15 protein-coding genes, 1 rRNA gene and 1 riboswitch are annotated in these 17,401 nt (G+C 46.3%); of the genes, 3 read left to right on the top strand and 13 right to left on the bottom strand.

Annotation, left to right across the window (positions count from 1 at the left end):
- Window positions 1-180 (bottom strand): 16S ribosomal RNA (locus FHS17_RS19290); the annotation flags it as partial.
- A 60-nt stretch (window positions 181-240) separates the two neighbouring features.
- Here FHS17_RS19290 and FHS17_RS19295 point away from each other — a divergent pair.
- Together FHS17_RS19295 and FHS17_RS19300 are read left to right on the top strand one after the other, a co-directional pair.
- Window positions 241-609 carry a hypothetical protein gene (locus FHS17_RS19295; protein WP_167280091.1) on the top strand — a complete coding sequence of 123 codons (369 nt, stop codon included), beginning with the start codon at window positions 241-243 and terminating at the stop codon, window positions 607-609.
- Between the two features lie 179 nt (window positions 610-788).
- Window positions 789-6,509: a beta strand repeat-containing protein gene (locus tag FHS17_RS19300; protein ID WP_167280092.1), complete on the top strand. Its 5,721-nt coding sequence runs from the start codon at window positions 789-791 to the stop codon at window positions 6,507-6,509.
- A 279-nt stretch (window positions 6,510-6,788) separates the two neighbouring features.
- On the opposite strand, the gene FHS17_RS19305 is transcribed toward FHS17_RS19300, so the two are convergent.
- The 6 genes from FHS17_RS19305 to FHS17_RS19330 form a co-directional block, all read right to left on the bottom strand.
- Window positions 6,789-7,238: a GNAT family N-acetyltransferase gene (locus tag FHS17_RS19305; RefSeq protein WP_167280093.1), complete on the bottom strand. Its 450-nt coding sequence runs from the start codon at window positions 7,236-7,238 to the stop codon at window positions 6,789-6,791.
- 257 nt (window positions 7,239-7,495) lie between these two features.
- Window positions 7,496-7,993: a preQ(1) synthase gene (gene queF / locus FHS17_RS19310; protein WP_167280094.1), complete on the bottom strand. Its 498-nt coding sequence runs from the start codon at window positions 7,991-7,993 to the stop codon at window positions 7,496-7,498.
- Window positions 7,994-8,014: 21 nt separating this feature from the next.
- Window positions 8,015-8,743, bottom strand: a complete 729-nt coding sequence (queE, locus tag FHS17_RS19315) for a 7-carboxy-7-deazaguanine synthase QueE (RefSeq protein ID WP_167280095.1) — start codon at window positions 8,741-8,743, stop codon at window positions 8,015-8,017.
- On the bottom strand, window positions 8,736-9,179 hold the full coding sequence (gene queD / locus FHS17_RS19320) for a 6-carboxytetrahydropterin synthase QueD (RefSeq protein ID WP_167280096.1): 444 nt from the start codon (window positions 9,177-9,179) through the stop codon (window positions 8,736-8,738). Before queD ends, queE begins: the two co-directional genes overlap by 8 nt.
- Complete coding sequence (gene queC / locus FHS17_RS19325) at window positions 9,176-9,841, bottom strand: 7-cyano-7-deazaguanine synthase QueC (protein WP_167280097.1); 666 nt, start codon at window positions 9,839-9,841, stop codon at window positions 9,176-9,178. Before queC ends, queD begins: the two co-directional genes overlap by 4 nt.
- Window positions 9,842-9,935: 94 nt before the next feature.
- A riboswitch (PreQ1 riboswitch) is annotated at window positions 9,936-9,979 on the bottom strand.
- Between the two features lie 74 nt (window positions 9,980-10,053).
- Window positions 10,054-10,734 (bottom strand): sulfite oxidase-like oxidoreductase, encoded by a 681-nt coding sequence (locus tag FHS17_RS19330; protein ID WP_167280098.1) that lies wholly within the window; start codon window positions 10,732-10,734, stop codon window positions 10,054-10,056.
- Between the two features lie 237 nt (window positions 10,735-10,971).
- Between FHS17_RS19330 and FHS17_RS19335 the strand changes: the two genes are divergently transcribed.
- Entirely contained in the window at window positions 10,972-12,348 is a 1,377-nt protein-coding gene (locus FHS17_RS19335; protein ID WP_167280099.1) for a hypothetical protein, read from the top strand.
- 61 nt (window positions 12,349-12,409) lie between these two features.
- On the opposite strand, the gene FHS17_RS19340 is transcribed toward FHS17_RS19335, so the two are convergent.
- The 6 genes from FHS17_RS19340 to FHS17_RS19365 all read right to left on the bottom strand — a co-directional run bounded on the left by FHS17_RS19340 (window position 12,410) and on the right by FHS17_RS19365 (window position 17,318).
- Window positions 12,410-12,871, bottom strand: coding sequence for a MarR family winged helix-turn-helix transcriptional regulator (locus FHS17_RS19340; protein ID WP_167280100.1), 462 nt, complete (start codon window positions 12,869-12,871; stop codon window positions 12,410-12,412).
- A gap of 69 nt (window positions 12,872-12,940) precedes the next feature.
- Window positions 12,941-13,792 (bottom strand): urease accessory protein UreD, encoded by an 852-nt coding sequence (locus tag FHS17_RS19345; RefSeq protein ID WP_243865453.1) that lies wholly within the window; start codon window positions 13,790-13,792, stop codon window positions 12,941-12,943.
- A 2-nt stretch (window positions 13,793-13,794) separates the two neighbouring features.
- Window positions 13,795-14,508, bottom strand: coding sequence for an urease accessory protein UreG (gene ureG, locus FHS17_RS19350; protein WP_167280101.1), 714 nt, complete (start codon window positions 14,506-14,508; stop codon window positions 13,795-13,797).
- A gap of 21 nt (window positions 14,509-14,529) precedes the next feature.
- Window positions 14,530-15,222 carry an urease accessory protein UreF gene (locus tag FHS17_RS19355; RefSeq protein WP_341805868.1) on the bottom strand — a complete coding sequence of 231 codons (693 nt, stop codon included), beginning with the start codon at window positions 15,220-15,222 and terminating at the stop codon, window positions 14,530-14,532.
- An 18-nt stretch (window positions 15,223-15,240) separates the two neighbouring features.
- Window positions 15,241-16,953, bottom strand: a complete 1,713-nt coding sequence (ureC, locus tag FHS17_RS19360; protein WP_167280102.1) for an urease subunit alpha — start codon at window positions 16,951-16,953, stop codon at window positions 15,241-15,243.
- Window positions 16,950-17,318 (bottom strand): urease subunit beta, encoded by a 369-nt coding sequence (locus FHS17_RS19365; protein WP_167280103.1) that lies wholly within the window; start codon window positions 17,316-17,318, stop codon window positions 16,950-16,952. The genes ureC and FHS17_RS19365 overlap by 4 nt, the downstream gene beginning before the upstream one ends.
- Window positions 17,319-17,401 lie beyond the last annotated feature (83 nt).

Raw genomic sequence — 17,401 nt, forward strand, 5'->3', positions numbered from 1 at the left:
TTCGCGTATCCGGTATTAGCATTCGTTTCCGAATGTTATCCCAGTCTTATGGGCAGGTTACCCACGTGTTACTCACCCGTCCGCCGCTAATCTTTCCCCGAAGGAAAAGATCCGCTCGACTTGCATGTATTAGGCACGCCGCCAGCGTTCGTCCTGAGCCAGGATCAAACTCTCCATTAAAGTGTTTGACTTGCTCAATCTTTTAAAATCGCTTTTTCCGTTATTTCTAACGGGGCAGTTTTGCTCGTTGTTCAGTTTTCAAAGAACAATTTTTTTCAACAACGCGGTGTATCTTATCACGTTATCAAATTCAGTGTCAAGCTTTATTTTCATCAATTTCGATTTCTATCAATCAATGATCTTCAGCTTTTCGCTCCAACCGCTTGTCTCTCTCGGCCAGAAATAGAATATACCATAGAGATTAATATGATTGCAAGCTTTTTCTTAAATGCTTTTTTAAAAAAACTACAAATAGTACAAAATAACGCAGTCGACCACTTAAAACATGAAGGAGGTGATAACATGGCTAAGCAACAAGGACATGCCCGTAAAAACACAACATCGAAAACCTCTGATAAAAAAGGCAACTCCTCCGGCAACAACCACTAATGTAAGAAGCGACTGAAAAACGACGGTCTTCTCGCGAAGACCGTCGTTTTATTTTTACATATTACCTTACTGCATTACACGTACATGCTTCAAAACATACCAGATTTCATATACATGGAAATAGTATCGGCCATTACTCAGCGTTAGTGATGCTATATAACGGGAGGCTCAAGCCAAGAATGCCATTTCCAAGCAATTCGCAATTCGTCCCTTTGCAACAAAATAATAGTAATGTCGTAGATCCCGTTCGTGACGTCAACCCCGATGAGGTTGATATTGTCGGCAATGCACAGTTTCCCGCAGCTTATTATGCTTACGATGGAACAAACGTTTATTTTCGTATGCGCCTCAACACAGATCCAAGATTTAAAAATAATTTCCGCAACTTCGCCTGGGGCGTATTGTTCGATACCGATAACAACCCCTCTACTTATGAATGGGAACTAGTCGTCAATGGCCTTGATAACGAAGTTCAGTTGATTGCCAACACGGTCAAGCTGCCGAATATCGTGACTGATCAAGCTGAAGGAACGGATGGCAAAGGAAACCCGAATTTTAATGTTACCATCTGTAACTTCGATATCGCCAGGGCCCAGCCAACAGATGACGACTCTCAGCTTGGCAGCACGACCAATTATTTTATCGATTTCTTTGTTCCTGCGGAAACCTTGTTTTCCCTACTCGGAATTACCGATCAGTCTTCCCTGCGCTTTTTATTCTTCACGGCAACCAACAATAACAACTTTAATAAGGATTTTATTGGTACGGGACAAACGTTAAGTACGTTGTTTTGTGATCCGGTCACGATTGCCGGCGGTGATGTTCGAGCCAAGCTGTCTGTTACGCAGACTGTAGCTTCCTCTACCTCTCCAGTCATAGCGGGCCAGTCATCTACTTTTACAGGTACAATTACAGTTACAAATACCGGACGCAGTCAAGCCTCAACACTTTTCCTCCAAGCCCCATTTGTATTTGATAAAACGATATCCTTCACCGTTACCCAAAAAACGCAAGGCACAACGGCTTTTAATAGTACAACGAACAACTTAACATGGAACGTTGGCAACCTGGCCGTTGGTGCTTCGGCCACATTATCATATCAGGCTTTTGCTCAATTCAATACAGCGGGCACAAGGACTGTCGATACCAAAACGGTAACTGGCGTTGACAGTTTTACGGGAGGAATGATCAGTGCTCCTGCATCCTTATCTACTGTTTCCGTTATTGCCCTTAGCGGTGTAACGGGAACAATCATCGACAAAGCTACAGGTCTCCCGCTTTCGGGAGTAACCGTACAGGCAACCGCTTTACCAGGCAACACCAATGCTGGGCAAACCACCTCGAATGGGGGCGGTGTGTACGGATTCCCACAGCTACCAGTTGGAAGCTATACTCTTACTTTTAGTCTGACCAACTATCAATCGACGTCCGCAGCCGTAACGGTCGTGGCTGGAGTGGTCAAAACGGTTAATGTCACCCTTACCCCGATACCAGCTATTGTTCAAGGTACAATTACTGCATCAGTCAACGGAAGTCCAATTGCCGGCGCAGTTGTACATGTTACAGACTCTATTGGTGTATTGGTTGCGCAAGCAGTAACAAATGCAGCTGGTGCGTATGTTGTGAATGGACTAAGTCCTGGTTACTACCGAGTGAGTTTCTCAGCTGACCAATTTCAGGCTCGTGATTTCCCCGTTACCTTGACCATTGCAGAGACACGTACACTTAATGCAGCACTATCGCCAAATCCAGGTACGGTAACTGGTACTATTACAAATGCTCAAACAGGTGCACCATTAGCCAATGTATTTGTAGAGGTGCTGGATAACCGAAATAGCGTTCTCGCTTCTACCACAACTAATGCGGCAGGAAATTACACCATCGCTTCGCTTTCTCCTGCAACCAATGACAGGCTTCGTTTATCTGCAGATACCTTTGTCGCGCAAGTCATTGGCTTCTCCATTGCCGCAGGACAAACAAAAGTAGTTAATGCTGCTTTATCGCCTGTTGCTGGAATGCTGAGCGGTATTATATCAGACGCATTAACCGGATTACCTCTTGTTGGGGCCAGCATACGAGTATTTACTGCCGAAGGTATCACCCTGCAAACCACTTCAACAGCAATTGACGGAAGCTATACCATTCCCTCTCTTGCGCCAGGTTCCTATTCTATTGTTATTGCAGAAGAAGGATATGCTGGGCAAACCATTGGAGCTATGATTAATGCAGCCTCCACAACAACATTAAATGCAGCCTTACAACAGCTTGCTGGAGCCGTAACCGGTCTTGTAACGGACAACACAGGTGTGCCTGTTCATGATGCCATCATTCGGATATTCCTGAACAACATTATAGTAGTGAGGGTTGCGACGCTTGAGGACGGGACTTACAATATTGGTAATCTTGCTCCTGGGAACTATTTTGTAACCATACGAGCAGATGGTTATGGCGGGCAATCCTTTAGCGTCACGATAAATCCCGGTCAAACCACAACGGAAAACTTTATCCTGTTCCCGAATGTAGGATCATTAACGGGAGTGATTACTGACACAAGCGGTAATCCGATTGTAGGTACTATCATCTCGTTGAATGTAAACGTTGCAGGAGGCGGGTTGCTGCTTACCCGATTCGTGACACAAACAGATGGCAGCTACCTTATCGAAAATCTTTTACCCTTACAATACTTAGTAACAGCTTCCGCTAATCCCTACCAAAGCACCTTCCAAAGCGTTGCCGTCCTTCCTGACACACGCTCTGTTCTTAACTTCGTACTGAGTCCAAATCCAGGAACTATTAGTGGAACTATTGTTGATACGAATGGAGTACCTGTAGCAGGTGCTGGTGTCGTCATCAAAATGCAGTCAGCGAACGGGGTATCCATCGCAACTATTTTCTCTGATACAAATGGTCAATTCCAGGTTAGCAGCCTTGCACCTAGCAGCTATACCGTATTGGCCTCGGCGACCAATTTCCAGATCGCATCCGCTACCATTAACATCGCATCGGATGTAACAACACCAATCACCCTTGTCCTTCTCCCGGATCCCGGCAGCATTACTGGACAAATCGTGGATGTGAATACGGGAGCCGTTATTTTAGGTGTTGCCGTAACGGTTACAGACAGCAATAACTTTTTAATAGCGTCCTTAATTGCCGATACCAAGAGTGGTTTCCAATTCGACGGCCTGTCACCAGGCAGCTATACAGTAGCTGTGCATGCCTTAAATTATAAAGGTGAAGTATTGGGAGCTATCGTTCAATCCAATTCCATTACCCCCGTTAATTTCACCTTGGAGCCAAATCCCGGTACATTGGTCGGTGAAGTCTCACCTCCCGTTGGAGGAGCACTTATTCAATTATTCAACAATAACAATATTCTCATTTCATCTGTTTTCACCAGACCTGACGGAACCTTCACTTTCATTGGGGAAAAGATTGGCTCTTATTATGTCACAGCCATTGCGATGGGTTTCTCATCTCAAGTAGCAGGAGCAACGATCCTCGCCGGACAAACGACAAATGTGACAATAAGTCTTTCACCTAATCCCGGCCAAATATCCGGTTCCGTCGTAGATACTGCCGGTAATCCGATAACGACAGCTGTCGTGAAGGTATTAAACAGTAATGAATCCATTCGCGGCATCGGACCTACGCAAGGTGACGGCACTTATGTCATAGATGCTATTCCTGTTGGGCCAAAAACTGTCATCGCGTCAGCCCCTAACTTTAGCAATCAGGTTAAAGGTACTTTTGTTGATCCGGGAGAAACCGTTACGGGCGTAAATTTCGTACTTACTCCAGACCCTGGCACGATTAGTGGTCAAATTACGGATCAATCAACAGGTCTTGTCATCCCAGGCGCTAGCGTAGAAATTCGTCTTAATGAAGCAACTGGCTTATCTATTGCTTCTGCAACAACTACACCTTTCGGCAACTACCAGATTAGCGGATTACTGCCCGGAACTTATACAATTATTGCAAAAGCGAACAATTACGCAACAGGTACAATCGGGACATCTGTTGAAAGTAACGGCTTCTCCATCGCCAACCTTGCACTGAATCCATTGTTTGGTGCAATCAGCGGTACCGTAACGGATACCAATGGTAATCCGATTGGAGCAAACGACACCAAAATCAAGCTGTATACGAAGGATGGCACCTTGCTCGAGACCGTATTTGTTGAAATGGATGGTACTTTCCACATTACCGGCGTTCCTACTGGCGAATATGTGAACTCCGTTTCCGCTCCGTTCTTTGAAACGGAGACCGTTGGCATTACAATCCGGGCAGGCAGCACAACAAATGTAACCCTGCAATTATCACCACAAACGGCTACCATTCTTGGCACGGTAAAAAACAGCATAACATCAGCACCTATCAGCGGAGGATTAATTATCATCACGGATGTTGATGGTCTGCCTCTCGACACGGTCTATACGGATGATACCGGCAGCTTTGTGATTACGGGTATACCAGCAGGTAACTTCGCAATTTCCGCAATAGCATCCCGCTTTGGAACCGGGGTTGCCGCTGTTGTTACCCGAAGTGGTCAGACTTCCGTGACAGAATTGTTCCTCACTCCTCTGCCTGGTCTTGTAGAAGGATTCGTCAGCGATATTACAAACGGAGCAAATATTGCGGGAGCAGAAATCCGAATAATTGATGCTTCATCAGGAGTTACAATCGGCACGGTACTCAGCAACAATGGCGGTCAATATTCCTTCCCATCATTAGCACCAGGCAGCTATAATGCCGTCGTGACTTCATCTGGTTATGCTGCGGAATTTGGCGGATTTAAAATTGTCGCAGGAGAAACAACCCGCTTCAGCTTCGCTCTGCAGCCATTGCCTGGACGGTTGATCGGCAGTGTAACTAATAAAGTAACCGGAGCATCATTATCTGGTGCCACCATTCAATTGCTGCAATATAATAATTTCGGCCCGGCGCTCTCCACTTTATTAACAGATAACAACGGGCAATTTGACCTTGGTGAAGTAGCTGCAACCAACTATGCTCTAACCGCATCACTGGCAGGTTTTATTACGCAACAATCTTCAACACTCGTTAATCGTGGAGAAACAACCATCGTTACCTTTACACTTACTCAAATCAAAACATCGGTAGGCGGAGTCGTTACTACAAGTCCTGGAAAGCAGCCACTGCCTAATACTTCCGTTACTATTATTGATTCCAACGGCGTCATCGGTGGAAACGGTATAACTGATGGTAATGGCGAATATATCGTCCCGAGTATTCCGGCAGGTGAACAAACTATCGTTGTAAGCAAATCTTCAACAGGCACCTCTACAACCTTTATACCTGAACAGATTGGCCAGACTCAAACGGCAAATGTAACGATAACAACCGCGCAATCCTTCCCAATCATCGGTAACGTAATCAGCAGTGTTGATGCAGCACCAATCCCAGGTTCCGTTGTTCATGTTCTGGACTCGACAACAAAAGTGTCACTACTAACCGCCATCACGGATCTTAATGGTGCATTTACTACAGACCCAGTTTCTCCAGGACTGTATACCGTAACAGGTTCAGCTCCTTCCTATGGTTCAGCAGCCCGTTCATTAACTACAAGCACGACTGCTGCCTCGCGTGCTGATCTTACGCTAAGTGCACAATATGGTACGCTCCGTGGAACCATTCGTGACTCTTCGGGTAATCCGCTGGATATGGCTCTTGCTGAGATCGTAACGACTGATCGTAATCTTATCCGTCAGATCATTAGCAATATGAATGGTCAATATGCTTTTACAAACATTGCGGCAGGTATCCCGACAGCGGAATTCTCCTTCCCTGGCAAACAAACCGCCATTAGTATGCCAACGATTTTCGACGGCCAAACCACGATCCTAGATATCGTTCTCCTCGACGACGACGAAGAGTAAGGGAAACAAATAAACCATTATGACATCGCATTTGAATGAAGGAAGTTAACCAATTATGACATCGCATTTGAATGTTCTTCCGATCGCTGTTGCCCCCGAATTTCTTCATTACAATCCGCTTTAGCGGATGAAATTCGGGGGCAAAGGCGAGCGCTTAAAGCTTTCTGAAAGAAAGCTACTTCGTAAGCATAATCTGCTTCTCCAGAATCATTCAAAATGCTCCGTCACTCGGTTAATTGAGAGGGGCAGAAAAGAAAAGAATGACCACGTTTTTTGTGGTCATTCTTTGTTTTTAAGGATGGAGTACATGTGTGTGTCGTGTGCTTTGCCACTTTGATACATATAATCTCTGAGAATGCCTTCTCGTTGGAAGCCCAACTTCGTTAGCAAATGATTAGAGGCTTCATTTTCTATAAATACAACTGCACCGATACGAGTTAAGCCTAGTTCATCAAATCCGTATTCAATAACCCTCGTTACATTAAAGCCAATCGTTCCAATTAATCCTGGTGCTCCTTTTCGTTCCATCCCCCACCGAATACCTCTTCTTTCTATGTAACTCTTTGCAAAAAAATCAACGATCGCTTTCGCTTGATCTATATGCTCCAAAGTCTCTTGTCCGTAAAAACGAGTAACATCCTCATTTGAAAAACAAGCAAAAATGTCCTGTACATCATCACTTGTAATTTCTCTCAGTATTAATCTTTCTGTTTCTAACCCAGGAAACATGCCAATCCCTCCTCTATAAAAAAAGAAGGACCAAATCAAATGGTCCTTCTACAGCTGCTCACCCCCATAATCGAGAGAGGGGTGTATCTAATGAGGGGATAGTATCGATAGAGGTGATGTATCTCCTGGAGGAGCGAAGCGTACGCCTTTGCCAGTAATTTATAACCATTAAAACTTGTTCAAATAAATTACTGGCAACAGCGGCCGGAAGGAGATACATCCCTCATGAGATACCTCTTCCCCTCAAAAAAACCTGCCTATCGATTATCTACTTTTTCAGGGTACATATCATGATTAAACAACCGTTGCTCGGCCATCTGCTCGAATTTGGTACCTGGCTTGCCGTAGTTGCAATACGGATCGATGGAGATCCCGCCGCGTGGCGTGAATTTGCCCCATACTTCGATATAACGGGGCTGCATCAACTCGATTAAGTCATTCATAATAATGTTCATGCAGTCCTCATGGAAGTCACCATGGTTACGGAAGCTGAACAGATACAGCTTGAGCGACTTGCTCTCGACCATTTTAATATCCGGAATGTACGAAATATAGATCGTTGCAAAATCCGGCTGGCCCGTCATTGGGCACAAGCTTGTGAACTCCGGGCAGTTAAACTTAACGAAATAATCCCGGTAAGGATGTTTATTATCAAAAGCCTCCAGAACAGCAGGATAATATTCCATTGGGTAACGTGTACCTTGATTGCCAAGCAAGCTAATTCCTTGCAATTCTTCATCTTTTCTTCCAGACATAGATGAAACTCTCCCTTCCTTTTACACGCCTCGCTTATTACCCCACACAAGCGCATGGAGCTGCGGCAGCACTCTAACATTCGTCATATCTTCGCGGCCCATCACTTGATCAATCAGCCATTCATACTTCTCAATAAGCTTTGCTGCCATCTTACCGTTATCAACCTCAAGCAAATCATCATTACCTGCCTGAATGAAAAAGGGAACATTGGAATAACGAGCATGCACCTGCGCCGCATAAGCGAGATCCTGCTCATCAAAAACAACAACTTTCAAACTAAACGGATTATTGCCGCTTGTCAGCTTCATTACAATCTCATCCAGTACAGCCCAGTTGGTGTTCATGCCTGAGCTTGGTGGCTTTGGCGACAAGGTCAGCTCATCAATAGCAAGAAGCCAATCCTGCCATCGGCTGCCTTGCGTTTCTACCGCAACACGCATACCTTCACGATGGAGTGTATCAACAAGCTCATCTGCATTTTTCAGCAAAGCCGGATTACCACCGGATAACGTTACATGTGAGAAGGTATTCCCCCCTAATGCTCGCAGCTCAGCCATAATCTCTTCAGCCGTCAGCATCCGGGTATCTTCTTTCCCGGTACCGTCCCAAGTGAAAGCAGAATCGCACCACGAACAGGAATAGTCACAACCAGCTGTGCGGACAAACATCGTTTTTTGTCCAATGACCATCCCTTCGCCCTGTACCGTTGGTCCAAATACTTCCATGACCGGAATTCGTTTCTCAGCCATGATTCAGAACCTTCTTTGGTCTATAAATACAGTAGCTGGTTGGCGTCTCACGCAAAAACACTTGTACACAAGTTGCCTTATTAGGTGTCTCGTCGAGAAAGGCTTGCACAATTTCGTAAATCGTACGGGCGACAACCTCTGTCGTTGGAAAACGATTCGGGTCATTGTTATCAAACACATCATGATGATCATTCAAATACGTATGATCGAAGCGATTATGAACAAGCTTCTTAATCGCTGCAAAATTCACTAGAAATCCTGAAGAATCCAGCTCATCGCCGGCAATCGTCACATTAGCAAAGTACGTATGCCCATGCACACGTGCGCAATGTCCCGCTTCCTCGGAAGGAATGGAATGCGCTGCCGCAAACTGCATATCTTTATTTAATTCATATTGGAAGGCATGCTGGACGCTTGGATAAATTTGCTGAATCATTCCGCTTTGCCCTCCTCCTTGGAAGCCAAATAACGGTTCAGCCCCTGGCTCCGCAGCTTGCAGGCCGGACATTCTCCGCAGCCATCCGCAATTACGCCGTTATAACAAGTTAAGGTTTTGGTCCGCACATACTCGAAGGCTCCAAGCTGATCTGCCAGCTCCCATGTCTCGGCTTTGTCCAGCCACATAAGAGGTGTCTCGATAACAAATGGGTAATCCATCGATAGATTAAGCGTCACGTTAAGCGATTTGATAAAAATATCCCGGCAATCCGGATAACCGCTGAAATCCGTCTCGCATACGCCGGTTACAATTGCTCTAGCTCCAATCTGCTTCGCAAGTACTCCTGCAAAGGACAGGAACAATAAGTTACGGCCGTCTACAAAAGTAGAAGGTAATCCGCCCTCCTGCTGCTCGATCGCAATATCCGATCTGGTCAGAGCATTTGGTGCCAATTGATTTAGCAGCGACATATCAAGCACATGATGCCTTACTCCAAGCTCGGTGGCAATCTGTGCGGCACATTCCAGCTCCAGCGAATGACGCTGCCCATAATTGAAGGTGACCGCTTCCACCTCTTCGTACCGTTCAAGCGCCCAGAATAGACATGTCGTACTGTCTTGCCCGCCGCTGAACACAACAACTGCTTTACCTTTTTTCATGTTTCTTTCTCCTCCCTTAGATGAGGGAGAGACCCTTCGAACAACACCCTGTACATCTGTCTCAAAACGAAAAAAATGGAATCAGAATAGATTCCAGTTCTTAGTTTTTTATAGAGGGAGTTCGCGAACCTCTCCTGAAGCATTTGCTTCAGCATTTATTCGAATGTACCTACGTACTATACCATATCTCTAGTTATCCGGCTATATACCAATTAATCGAAATCCTTGTGATACCATTCATCTTCCGGCAGTCCTAAATCCTCACCAGAGAAGCGTTGTTCACGGAATGGATCGGCATAGTTATGGAAGCCATTTCTTTCCCAAAAGCCCGGACGATCTTCCTTCATAAATTCAATGCCCCGAATCCACTTCGCACTCTTCCAGAAATAAAGATGCGGGACAAGCAGACGAAGCGGCCAGCCATGCTTGGCTGTCAAAGGCTCTCCATCAAAGCTATGAGCAAGAAGAATATTCTCATGCATCAGATCCTCAAGCGGCAGATTCGTCTCGTAATCCTGATCGGCATGGATCATGACATATTTTGCATCAGCTTTCACACCAATCAACGACAGCAAATCAGTAAACCGTACACCTTCCCACTCCGTATCCAGCTTCGACCAACGGGTCACGCAGTGAATATCATTTCTCTGCTTAATCTGCGGGAGTGCCATTATCTGCTCGTATGTAAAAGTCTTTTCCTCTTCTACCTCGCCAAATACGCGCAATGTCCATTGTGACATATCGTACTCTGGAACATCTCCTTCATGCAGAATCGGAAAACGGTCTGTCGTGGTTTGACCAGGTGGTACCCGGTGTGCCAGCTCAGGAGCGACATTCGCCTTGAGCGCCGGAGCTTTCTTCAAACGTTCTGCTTTCTTACTTGTATTATTCATGTTGTTCCTGACCTCCTGAAAAGAATGATCACACAAACAGCTAAGATTAGACGGTTCGTGATGATTCTTACTTCGTAAGCATAAGCTAATGTTCTTCTATTCTACTATAGGTTATAAGATAAGACTTGCGGCGTTAAGCTATTGACACCATTTTGTAACAATGATAATATTTCCATACAATTCCGACAGGATTAATAGTATTAAACATCTACATAACACTATTGGAGGTTTTGAATCATGAAATTACGTAACAAATGGCTCCTCTCAGGCTCACTGGCATTATCCCTTATTTTCTCTTCTGCTCTACCCCTGTCAACGGCAAACGCTGCTGCGGTAAAATCGACGGCCGTTCAGCAATCCTCCCAATCATCCTCAGCAGAATATGAGCTGTTCCTGAAAGAAAAGTTCGGCATCACCTTCCAAGCTGGATCGACTATTACTAAAGGACAATTCATTCAGCAAATCGCCGATATTCTAGGCCTTGAAGCAAGTGAGGCAAAACCAGCATTCACCGACCTCAGCACTTCCAGTCCTTATTATTCATCCGCTGCAGCATTATATGAGCAAGGAATAATTACTTCATTAAAGGTTGAACCTGATCAGCCGCTCCAAGCAACAAGTGCCATCTATATTGCCGTGAAGGCTGCCGGACTTCTAGAGCTTGCCCATTCTTACCCACAAAATAAAACAACCGATGCTCTGAAACAAATTGGCTATTCGCCAGCTGGACTTAGTCTGTCAGCTTCACAAGAGCTTGCAGCTGCTGTACATAGTGGTTTATTGCCTACCTCCCTTTACAAAGAAGTAAAAGGAAAAGCAGCTTCTCCTGAACTAGCAGAAACGCTGCTCGTTCAAATTCTTTCTATTAAAGGAGACTATAAGCATTATATCGGTTATACAACCGATGCCGATATTTACGGGAAGCTTGCCGATGCTTATGATACTTCTGACCTCATCCAATCGCCTGAGCTGCAAACAGTCGTGGACACCGCACTGAAACAAAATCTCGTTACCGGCTACAACCTGAAGGATGAACGGTATGATGCCAACTTTGTTGAATCTTTATCCCTTACCTACGGACACGATAATCTGAAGCACGCCGTTCAATTAATCGGACTGCTTCGGAGCGAAGGGATTAGTGCCAAAGTACAGTTGGAGCCTAAAACTTCCGCGTTCATCTATTTGAAAGAATGGGGCGAGCCCGTGCAATCGGACAATTATAAGGTCGTACAAATTGAGAATGGCAATTATATCGCCTATGCGAAGGAATATGATCTGAAATTCGAATTCAACAACACAGCCGACAAAGCCCGCTTCCAGCCGATTATTTTGCAATATGCGAAAAAGAACAGTGAAGATCAAACCGGACTCATCGCCAGCTCCTGGTGGCAGCCTCTTTATTATTCCTTAACCAACTTGGATGGTTATGTACAAATTACGAATAACAAAATTACTGGCCAAGGCCACTATTATGCGCAATCCTTCTCGTTAAACGAGCAGTCCGCCGCAATTGTAGAAGGCTTCAAAAAACTTGGTAATGATTTAACGATACAATCCTATACGTTCTGGGTCGACAAGCCATTCTTCAACTACTTAAATGGTGAATCTTTATAAAAAAAATCCGAACTAATAAAGTGGCCATGCAGTTTTGAACCTGCACGGCCGCTTTTCTGTTCTATTCTTGTGTTACATCACTCTTCGGATCTAAATTATTCGACATCCGGACGAAAATATCGATAGCTTTCTCCATATCATTAAACTCAAAGCCGTCAAATAACTTAAACATAATGCGCTCACGCATTTCCATCACCTGATTTTCCAGCTTGCGGCCTTCATCCGTAACACTCAGCATAACAATACGGCGATCGAACTCACTCCGAGAACGTTCCACATATCCGAGCTCAATAAGCCGATCGGATATTCCTGTAACCGCACCACTTGTAATCCGCAGCCATTCCGCCATCGCTGAAGCTTTCTGAGGACCATGCTGGGCTAGAATAATAACCATCTTGCCCTCTGTCATCCCTAGGCCGTGAACGTTAAAGCGGTTATATTCCGCATTAATCAGTCTACGCAGCTTACGGAATACATCATCCATCTCTCTTAGTTTCTCGAGTTTCACCTGATCCTGGTCCATCCATCCACCCTCGCTAATACGTTCATATCTATAAATATACCGTTTTTTAAACGTATAGCCAAGTACAGCCTATGAATAAAGCAGCATCACGGGCTCTTTATGAAGTAAAATGCTTCTTGCGCCATTCCAAATGAATCGCATTACTTCCTGAAGCGGCCACGCAGCAGTCGATGCGGCGGCTGCAACAAGACCGTAACGCTGTGTCTCTGACACACCTATGACAACTTGATGTGCTCCATATATCGATGGCAGTTCCTCCACAAGCTGCTTCATAGACTGAATATGCGATGGTGTTAGTCGATCGGTAAATAAACAAAACGTTGCGATATGGGTCATCTCATCCCAGCTGCCAGGTGAGGCAAGCTTCTGGCTTTCTGGCACAATCCGTTGACGCTGTGCATAAATCAGTTCATGGCCATAATAGACGGTTAACGCATTTCGGAACTCCGTATATTGAAACATCTCCTTGCGTAAAGTACGGCCCGGGCATAATATATCTGCCTGCATCCAAACTGCACCTTGTCCAAGATAAACATTCGTATCATTATGAAACCTAGCCTCTTTATACAGCATCACAGGCTCCGGCATATGCTCTACAATAGCATGATCAGCAAGGTGGAAAGTCTGATTGATAGAGGATCCGACCGTTAGGCTAGGGTGAACCTTCATATAGGATTGAGTAGTAATGAAGCTATGTGTGGAGCTGCCTGCCTTCCACTCAAGCTCGTAACAATCCCCCTCAAGTAGTCCCGGCGAAGCATCCATGATGATCACACCAAGCTGCCCTTTAAGTGGGAAGGTCTTAGCAATTTTAATCGGCGAGGTATGGTACTTATCGGCGAGGGTAGTGACACCATCCGTATAGCGAAACGAAGCGCGCAGCACAGTTGCTGCGCGCCTTTCGTTTGATGTCTCCATCATCCTTAATGATTATGAGGCATTGCGCCAAGCTGAACGATATGCGTATGCGCTTCGCCACGTGCATGCGATATCTCATGCTCAAGCCAACCAACTATTTCAGCTACGCCATCGCCGCCAAACATATTGGAGAAAACAAACGGACGATCGCCGCGCATCCGCTTCGAATCGGTATCCATGACTTCGAGGCTTGCCCCTACATAAGGAGCCAGGTCGATCTTGTTAATAACAAGTAAGTCCGAGCGCATGATACCAGGTCCGCCTTTACGCGGAATTTTCTCACCTTGGGCCACGTCGATAATATAGATGAAAAGATCAACCAACTCCGGACTGAAAGCAGCTGCCAGATTATCGCCGCCGCTTTCAATAAAGATCAGATCCAGCTTCTCGAACCTGCGCTGCAGCTCTTCAATTGCTTCGAAGTTCATCGACGCATCCTCTCGAATCGCCGTATGCGGACAGCCGCCAGTCTCTACCCCAAGAATTCGCTCTTCCGGCAGGACACCTGTATTGACCAGGATTCGTGCATCTTCTTTTGTATAAATATCATTCGTGATAACCGCAACACTGTATTTTTCGTGAAGCTCCCGTGACAACCGCTCAACAAGCGCTGTTTTACCTGAACCAACCGGACCTCCGATTCCAATCCGAATCGGACGCGACGCGTCGATAACTGGTTTTTCCCATTCCTTATGTGTATGACCTTGACCTTGGCACATAATGATACCTCCCCTAATTGGTTAAGACATAAATAAGCGGGAATACAGCTGTTCATGCCTAATCATGGCGAGCTCGGCCATCGGCATATTCGAATAAGCCTCTTCCGGTTCTAAAGACATTGCTATTCCTGACGCTTCGTCTGTTAACAGCGACAGCTTTGCAATAAGTGATTGCCCTTCTGTCTGTCCGATGGACATCAGACGCAGGGCGCTGTTCACACAGGTTACAATACAGGTGTACAAATACCCCTGGATAGCCTGCTCCTCCTCTACTCCCAGCCGCCAGCACACAAACCCGTGAACGAGCGGATGTGTAGCCTGGCAGTCTCCACGACGCAAAGCTTCATTTAATAACGACCAGTCAAGCTGAGGATGAATGGCAGTTGCAAGCTGCAGCAGCCGGCGGCCCATCTTTTCCATACCAACCCTTGTTTCTACGGCGATTCTCTGGACATGCACAAGCCGTTCGACAGCAAACAATCTGTCCCATTCTTCGAGCGGAGAATCACGGTAAACCGCGCGAATGATCATGGCATCTGCGGTAGCCCAGCTTTGCCGCATCATAACTGCCGCATAATCATACAGCTGCCCGCTGTGGCGGATACGTTCTTCCTGCACCATTGTCTCGAGACCAAATGAATGGGAAAAACCGCCGATCGGCAGGGCAGAATCTAATAACTGCTGCATCGCGAGCCAAGCTCCATAACTCCCCACCCTAGCAACCGCTCCTTCCTAGAACAAAAAGTAGCGCTGTGCCATCGGCAGCGATTTCGCTGGTTCGCAGGTCACATGCTCCCCGTCTACCGTTACCTTGTAGGTCTCTGGATCAACTTCAATAACCGGCGTGGCATCATTATGAATCATGTCCTTCTTCGTGACCGACCGGCAGCCCCGTACGGGTTCGATCCGTTTCTGCAAACCCAGCTGTTGATCGATACCGCGGTCAAATGCAGCCTGAGAGACAAACGTGATCGCACTGTTATAGACTGCCTTACCGAAGGAGGCAAACATATGCCGCCCAAACACTGGCTGAGGAGTTGGTATGGACGCATTTGGATCACCCATTTGTGCGTAGGCGATGCTGCCGCCCTTAAGCACCATGTCCGGCTTCACTCCAAAAAACATCGGCTGCCATAATACGAGATCCGCATATTTTCCCGCTTCAATCGAGCCAACGATATGCGAAATCCCATGCGTAATGGCCGGATTAATCGTGTACTTCGCTATATAACGCTTGATGCGGAAATTATCACTCGTTGTATCAGGTGCTAATGGTCCGCGCTGCTGTTTCATTTTATCCGCCGTCTGCCAGGTTCGAATAATGACTTCACCTACCCGCCCCATTGCCTGGGAATCGGAGCTGATCATACTGAAGACACCCATATCATGCAAAATATCTTCCGCCGCAATCGTCTCAGGGCGTATACGGGAGTCCGCAAAAGCAACATCCTCAGGAATCCGGCTGTCGAGATGATGGCAGACCATCAGCATATCCAGATGCTCTTCTATTGTATTAATCGTAAAAGGACGAGTTGGATTAGTTGAAGAAGGAAGTACATTAAGCTCACCTGCCGCAACAATGATATCCGGGGCATGACCGCCGCCAGCCCCTTCGGTATGATAAGTATGTATGGTCCGCCCGCCGATGGCCCTTAGCGTATCCTCTACAAAACCCGCTTCATTAAGCGTATCCGTATGAATCGCAACCTGTACATCATATTGATCTGCAGCGGATAAGCAGGCATCAATGGCAGCGGGAGTAGTTCCCCAATCTTCATGAAGCTTCAGCCCGATGGCACCTGCTTCGATCTGCTCGATGAGTGGTGCTGTGAACGATGCATTTCCTTTGCCCGTGAAACCGAGATTCATTGGAAAATGCTCCGCCGCCTCCAGCATTCGCCGCATATGCCAAGCCCCAGGAGTTACGGTTGTAGCGTTAGTTCCTGTAGCCGGACCGGTTCCACCACCAATCATCGTGGTTACTCCGGAAGAAAGTGCCGTCTCGATCTGCTGCGGACATATAAAATGAATATGGGCATCGATGCCGCCAGCCGTAATGATCTTCCCTTCACCGGCAATGACCTCCGTACTAACCCCAGCTATCATGCCAGGGGTGACCCCGTCCATAATATCCGGGTTGCCAGCCTTGCCAATCCCAACAATGCAGCCATCCTTGATACCGATATCTGCCTTCACTATACCCCAATGATCAATAATGACTGCATTCGTGATAAGTGTATCAAGCACACCTTCATCCCGTGTTGCCCCGCTGGACTGCCCCATACCGTCGCGGATCACTTTACCTCCGCCAAATTTGCATTCATCGCCGTATACGGTATAGTCCATTTCAATCTCGGCCCAAAGCTCGGTATCTGCCAGCCTTACCGCATCTCCTGTTGTTGGTCCGAACATAGCCGCATAACGCTCTCTGTCGATGATACTCATCCGTCTTCCCCTTCCCATGAAATGAGACGTGCACGGACTTCTTCCGGCATCGCACCAGCTTCCGCCTTTCCTTGCGACAACCCGTTTAACCCGTAGGACAGCTTGGCACCTCCAAGCTCAACAAGCGTTACCGGCTTTTCTTCCCCGGGCTCGAACCTTATAGCCGTACCTGCTGGTATATGAAGTCGCATGCCAAAGGCAGCTTCGCGATCAAAGGATAATGCCCGGTTTACTTCAAAAAAATGAAAATGAGAGCCGACCTGAATCGGACGGTCACCGGTATTGACGACAATCGTTTTCGCCGTCCGGCGTCCGGCATTCAGCACAATTGAACCAGGTGTAACCCTGTATTCCCCAGGTATCATGCAAGCTTTCCCTCCTAAAAAGAATTGCGAAGCAATTCTTACTTCGAAAGCATAATCTTAAAGAATTGCGAAGCAATTCTTAC

The organism is Paenibacillus lupini (genome assembly GCF_011761355.1).
Lineage (GTDB): Bacteria > Bacillota > Bacilli > Paenibacillales > Paenibacillaceae > Pristimantibacillus > Pristimantibacillus lupini.

Bases quoted from the DNA above. Each gene is read 5' to 3' on its own strand.
- FHS17_RS19300 (WP_167280092.1), top strand. From the start codon at position 789: ATGCCATTTCCAAGCAATTCGCAATTCGTCCCTTTGCAACAAAATAAT.
- FHS17_RS19305 (WP_167280093.1), bottom strand. From the start codon at position 7,238: ATGTTTCCTGGGTTAGAAACAGAAAGATTAATACTGAGAGAAATTACA.
- queF (WP_167280094.1), bottom strand. From the start codon at position 7,993: ATGTCTGGAAGAAAAGATGAAGAATTGCAAGGAATTAGCTTGCTTGGC.
- queE (WP_167280095.1), bottom strand. From the start codon at position 8,743: ATGGCTGAGAAACGAATTCCGGTCATGGAAGTATTTGGACCAACGGTA.
- queD (WP_167280096.1), bottom strand. From the start codon at position 9,179: ATGATTCAGCAAATTTATCCAAGCGTCCAGCATGCCTTCCAATATGAA.
- queC (WP_167280097.1), bottom strand. From the start codon at position 9,841: ATGAAAAAAGGTAAAGCAGTTGTTGTGTTCAGCGGCGGGCAAGACAGT.
- FHS17_RS19330 (WP_167280098.1), bottom strand. From the start codon at position 10,734: ATGAATAATACAAGTAAGAAAGCAGAACGTTTGAAGAAAGCTCCGGCG.
- FHS17_RS19335 (WP_167280099.1), top strand. From the start codon at position 10,972: ATGAAATTACGTAACAAATGGCTCCTCTCAGGCTCACTGGCATTATCC.
- FHS17_RS19340 (WP_167280100.1), bottom strand. From the start codon at position 12,871: ATGGACCAGGATCAGGTGAAACTCGAGAAACTAAGAGAGATGGATGAT.
- FHS17_RS19345 (WP_243865453.1), bottom strand. From the start codon at position 13,792: ATGATGGAGACATCAAACGAAAGGCGCGCAGCAACTGTGCTGCGCGCT.
- ureG (WP_167280101.1), bottom strand. From the start codon at position 14,508: ATGTGCCAAGGTCAAGGTCATACACATAAGGAATGGGAAAAACCAGTT.
- ureC (WP_167280102.1), bottom strand. From the start codon at position 16,953: ATGAGTATCATCGACAGAGAGCGTTATGCGGCTATGTTCGGACCAACA.
- FHS17_RS19365 (WP_167280103.1), bottom strand. From the start codon at position 17,318: ATGATACCTGGGGAATACAGGGTTACACCTGGTTCAATTGTGCTGAAT.